Annotated in this window: 6 protein-coding genes; 4 read left to right on the plus strand and 2 right to left on the minus strand. The window is 73.8% G+C overall.

The features are described from left to right. The first annotated feature begins 225 nt into the window (after positions 1–225). From ADK55_RS10585 to ADK55_RS10595, 3 genes are read left to right on the plus strand one after another with little or no spacing between them, the layout of a single operon-like run. Positions 226–1,221 carry a 3-oxoacyl-ACP synthase III family protein gene (locus ADK55_RS10585; RefSeq protein WP_053677355.1) on the plus strand — a complete coding sequence of 332 codons (996 nt, stop codon included), beginning with the start codon at positions 226–228 and terminating at the stop codon, positions 1,219–1,221. A gap of 4 nt (positions 1,222–1,225) precedes the next feature. Continuing rightward, positions 1,226–1,840: a carboxymuconolactone decarboxylase family protein gene (locus ADK55_RS10590; RefSeq protein WP_053677357.1), complete on the plus strand. Its 615-nt coding sequence runs from the start codon at positions 1,226–1,228 to the stop codon at positions 1,838–1,840. After that, positions 1,837–3,123 (plus strand): cytochrome P450, encoded by a 1,287-nt coding sequence (locus ADK55_RS10595; protein WP_078998755.1) that lies wholly within the window; start codon positions 1,837–1,839, stop codon positions 3,121–3,123. Before ADK55_RS10590 ends, ADK55_RS10595 begins: the two co-directional genes overlap by 4 nt. A 62-nt stretch (positions 3,124–3,185) precedes the next feature. Here the strand turns inward: ADK55_RS10595 and ADK55_RS37565 are convergent, their stop codons facing one another. Next, entirely contained in the window at positions 3,186–3,335 is a 150-nt protein-coding gene (locus ADK55_RS37565) for a hypothetical protein (RefSeq protein ID WP_199826487.1), read from the minus strand. Between the two features lie 177 nt (positions 3,336–3,512). On the opposite strand from ADK55_RS37565, the gene ADK55_RS40930 reads away from it, so the two are divergent. Continuing rightward, positions 3,513–3,641, plus strand: coding sequence for an SDR family oxidoreductase (locus tag ADK55_RS40930; RefSeq protein WP_420713615.1), 129 nt, complete (start codon positions 3,513–3,515; stop codon positions 3,639–3,641). Between the two features lie 42 nt (positions 3,642–3,683). Here the strand turns inward: ADK55_RS40930 and ADK55_RS10600 are convergent. Then, on the minus strand, positions 3,684–4,597 hold a 914-nt coding region (locus ADK55_RS10600), incomplete at its 5' end, for a class I SAM-dependent methyltransferase (RefSeq protein WP_053677359.1).

The following is a 4,597-nucleotide window of genomic DNA, read 5'->3' on the forward strand; positions in this document are numbered from 1 at the left end:
GGACGGGGGGCCCCCCCAGCTTTGCCTTGGCTTGGGGCGGGCACAGCGGGGTTCGCTCCCCCCCCCCCCCCAGCCCCCCCCCCCCCCCGGGTCCCCCCCGCCCCCGCCCCCGCCGCACCCGCGCCCGCGCGCCACATCCGCACCCGCGCCCCACATCCCCACCCCCACCCGCGCTCACGCTCACGCTCACGCTCACGCTCACGCTCACGAGAAGGCTTCGCACCCTTGGCCGTTCACAGCGCCATCGTCCATGCCACCGTCCACGTTCCCGAGGAACGCCAGAGCGTCGCCGCCGTCGAGGACCGCTTCCGGGCCGGCAGTCCCGGCATCCCGATGTCGCGCGGCGTGCTCCACCACATGTACGGGCTGGACCAGCGCACCGTCGCCCCGCCCGAGGAGCAACCGTCCGACCTCGCCGTGCACGCTGCCCGCAAGCTGCTCGACGAGAGCGGCACCTTGCCCCGTCAGGTGGACCTGCTCCTGTACGCCGGCATCCTCGCCGACATGGAGGAACCGGCCACCGCCCACGTGGTCGCGGCCAAGCTCGGCGTGGGTTGTCCGGTGTTCGACCTGAAGAACGCCTGCAACGGAGTCCTCAACGCCCTGGAGGTGGCCGACGCCTTCGTCCGCACCGGGCAGTACCGACGGGTGTTGATCACCAGCGCCGAGGTGAGTACCCGGGAGAGCCGTTGGAGCGTGGCGGACCCGGACGACCTGTTGAACGCGTTGCCGAGCCTGAGCACCGGGGACATGGGTTCGGCCGTGCTGGTGTCGGCGAGCGGGCGGCCCGGGATCCTGGGGGCCCGTTTCTTCGCGAACTCGTGGGGCTGGAAGGCCGCGACCCTGCCCAATCCCTACGCGAACCACCGCCGGATGGGCCGCTTGGAGATCGACTCGGCGCGGTTGGTGGCCTCGTTCGACGGGATGCCCGCCAAGGTCCGCGGGGCGGTGCGCGACATCGGGGTGACCGTCGACGACTTCGACCTGGTGTGCGTGCACCAGCCGTCCGTGCCGTTCACCCGTGTCGCGTGCGACTGGGTGGGGGTGGATCCGGGGCGGATCCTGGCCACGTTCCCCGCGCACGGCAACGTCGCGACGAACACCATCCCCCTCCAACTGGCCACCGCCCTCGATTCGGACCGGCTGCACGCGGGTGACCTGGTCGGCATGTTCGGTTTCGCGAGCGGCGCGAGTGCCGGCGTCGTCGTCTGTCGGTGGTGACGCCGTGATCGCCGACCCCACGGACCGGACCGGTCCCGCCGCGCCCCCGACCTCGCCGGTACGTCCCGCGCGCATCGATCCGCTGCCACTCGAACAGTGGACACCGGAGCTGCGAGGGCTGTTGGCCGGTTCGGCCAAGGACGGTCCCGGCCGCGTCAACCTCTTCGGGACCCTCGCCCACCATCCGGAACTGGCCCGCGCCTGGCTCTCCCTCGCCCGGGTCCTCACCCACGACGGGACCCTGACGGCCCGCCGGCGGGAGCTGGTCGTCCTGCGCACCGCACACCGGCGCCGCGGCTCCTTCGTGTACGAGCGGCACGGCGCGGTCGCCGCCGGCGCCGGCCTGGACTCCCGCGAGGTCGCGGCGACGGCTCTCCCGCTCGACGCCCACCCGTGGCCAGAGGACGAACTGGCGCTGCTGGAGGCCTCCGACGCGCTGGCGGCCGGCGACCCGCTGCCTCAGCCGCTCTGGGACCGACTGGCCGCCGAACTGCGTTCCGACCAGCTCATCGAACTCCTGATCCTCGCCGGACAGTGCGCCACCATGTGCGCCACGCTCGACGCCCTCCGCACCCCGCCCGACGGCGGCCGAACCTCCCCCGGACGAGATCCACGATGACCGTGACCACCACCCCCGCCACCCCCACCGAACTCACCACCGCCACCGCCGCCGAAGCCCCGACCGCGAACGCGGCCGGGTTCGCCCTGCCCGCCGCGTACGGGTCCTGCCCCTACGACCCGCCACCCGGCTACACGACGGCCGCCGCCGCAGCCCCGGTCAGTCGGGCCGAACTCCCCGACGGCGCGCCCTGCTGGTTGGTGACCGGCCATCCGGAGGTGCGGGCGGTGCTCGGCGACGCCCGCTTCAGCGCCGACGCCCGTACCCCCGGCTTCCCCTTCCTGTCCGCCGGGCAGCGCCAACTGGCCACCGCCCAGCCCAGCTTCATCCGGATGGACGACCCCGAGCACGCCCGGCTGCGACGCATGGTCGCCAAGGACTTCCTGAGCCGCCGGATCCAGGAACTGCGCCCCACCATCGTGGACGTGGTCGAGAGCGCCGTCGACACCATGACGGCCGACGGCCGCCGCGGCGCCGACCTCGTCGCGGACTTCGCGCTCCCGATCCCGTCCCTGGTCATCTGCCTGATGCTGGGGGTCCCGTACGAGGACCACGCGTTGTTCCAGTCCCTCAGCCGGACCCTGCTCGACAACACCACCGACCCCGCTCGGGCCGCGGCGGCCCACCGCGAGCTGATGGGCTACTTGGCGGAGCTGGCCGGACGGAAGCGGGAAGCGCCCGGGGACGACATCCTCAGCAGGCTCGCGGTCCGGCCCGATCTGACGGCGCAGGAGACGGCCTCCCTCGGCTTCATGCTCCTGATCACCGGGCACGAGAGCACCACCAACATGGCGGCGCTCTGTGTCCTGGCCCTGCTGCGCCGCCCCGACCAGGCGGCCCTGTTGCGGACGGACCCGGGCCTGATCCCGGGGGCGGTGGAGGAGCTGCTGCGCTACCTCACGATCATCCACCTCGGCCTCGGCCGGGCGGCGACGGAGGACGTCACCGTCGGCGGGGCGGACATCCGGGCCGGCGACGGGGTGATCTGCATGCTGTCCACCGCCAACCGGCAACCGGAGCTCTTCGGCCCGGAGGGGCAGGGGGAGGGCGCGGCCTGCCCGACCGAACTGGACGTGACCCGCGACGCGCGCCGGCACGTGGCCTTCGGGCACGGTGTGCACCAGTGCCTGGGCCACACGCTGGCCCGTGTCGAGCTCCAGATCGTGTTGGAGACGGTACTGCGCCGGCTGCCGGGGCTGCGGCTGGCCGTGCCCGAGGAGCGGCTGGTGTTCCAGCGGGACACCATCGTCTACGGCCTGCGGGAACTCCCCGTCACCTGGTGACGGGGAGTTCCGCGCGGCGGGCGCCGGGGGTGGTCGGCCGCCGCACCCGGCCTCCGGCGGCGTCAGGCGGTGACGTCGAGCGTGGGCGGTGTGGCGGCGAGGACGGCGTCGAGCAGTCCGGGGAAGCGGGTGTCGAGGTCCGCGCGGCGCAGCTCGACGGCCTTGTGGCGGCCGACCTTGTGTTCGCGCGTCACGCCGGATTCGCGCAGCACGCGCCATAGGACGGGGCATGGCCACCGAACTCGCTCGGGCGGGCCACCGCGTCTCCCTCCTCGGCACCAGCGACACCGTCGAGGACGTCGCCCGCGAACTCGGCGGGATCGCCACGGTCGGCTCCTTGACCGAACCCGACGACCTGGCCCGTCTGGTGGACCGAGTTCCTGGCCCGGATCTCGGCCGGCCGCTACGCCACCACCGAGGAGATCGGCAAGCTCGCCCGCTTCCTCGTCTCCGACGACGCCGCCTACATCAACGGCGAGTCCATCCGCATCGACGGTGGCGCCGCCCGCTCCCTGTAGCCATGGCGGCAGTGCCCCTGCCCGTACCGGCGGCGATGGCTTTCAGGCCCGGCGGGCGGCCCAGACCGTGCGGCGGGTGCGGACGGCCAGGTCGGGCCGGTGCAGGATGCCGTGCGGACCGTCGGTGTCCAGGAGCCGGTCGAGGGCGGCGAGGTCCTCGGGCGACAGGTGGTCGTCGACGGCGGCGCGTACGCGGCGCAGGCTGCTCAGGGCGTAGCGGCCGACCGCGTTGGAGGGGGAGGCCTCGATGTCCACCGCGATCGTCCGCTCGGCCTCGACCTCGAATCCGGCGGCCGTGAGCATGGGCCCCCAATCGGCGCCGCGGTGCGGGAGCCGGCTGTCGTGGCGGCGTTCACTCGCGAGGTGGCAGCGTTCCTCCAGCCCGGGGCGGTCCTCCGGGGCGTCCGCGGGCAGGAACCGGGGGAAGCCCGCCAGTTCGACGACGGCGAAGAGGCCGCCGGGCGCCAGACTGCCGTGGACCTGACGCAGGGTGCGTCGGGGGTCGGCCATGTGGTGCAGGGACGCGGACGCCCACACCAGGTCGGGCCGGTTCGGGTCGGGACTGGCCGGGGCGGTCCGGTCCAACTCGGGATGGGACGGATCAGGACCGGACGGATCGGGACCGGACAGGTCGGGCCAGTGCGTGTCGAGGTCGGCCAGGACGGTGCGGACGCGGCCGGCCACTCCGCCGGCGCCGGCCTTCTCCCGCAGCCGCCTCAGGTGGGTGGCCGAGGAGTCGACCGCGGTCACCCGCGCCTCGGGGAAGCGGGTGAGCAGGGCGAGGGTGCCCGCACCGGTTCCGCAGCCCAGGTCCACGATGTGCCGGGGAGCGGCCGTCACCGGCAGCCACGCGGTGACGGACGCGAGATGCTCGGCGAGGACGTCCGCGTCCAGGTCGAGTATCTCCGCGTGATCGTGATCGTGATCGTGATCGTGAGTGGGGGTGGGGGTGGGGG

It is taken from the genome of Streptomyces sp. WM4235 (assembly GCF_001279725.1).
GTDB lineage: Bacteria > Actinomycetota > Actinomycetes > Streptomycetales > Streptomycetaceae > Streptomyces.

What these genes read in the sequence shown, in the direction of transcription:
- ADK55_RS10595 (WP_078998755.1), top strand. Translation starts at nt 1,837, where the DNA reads ATGACCGTGACCACCACCCCCGCCACCCCCACCGAACTCACCACCGCC.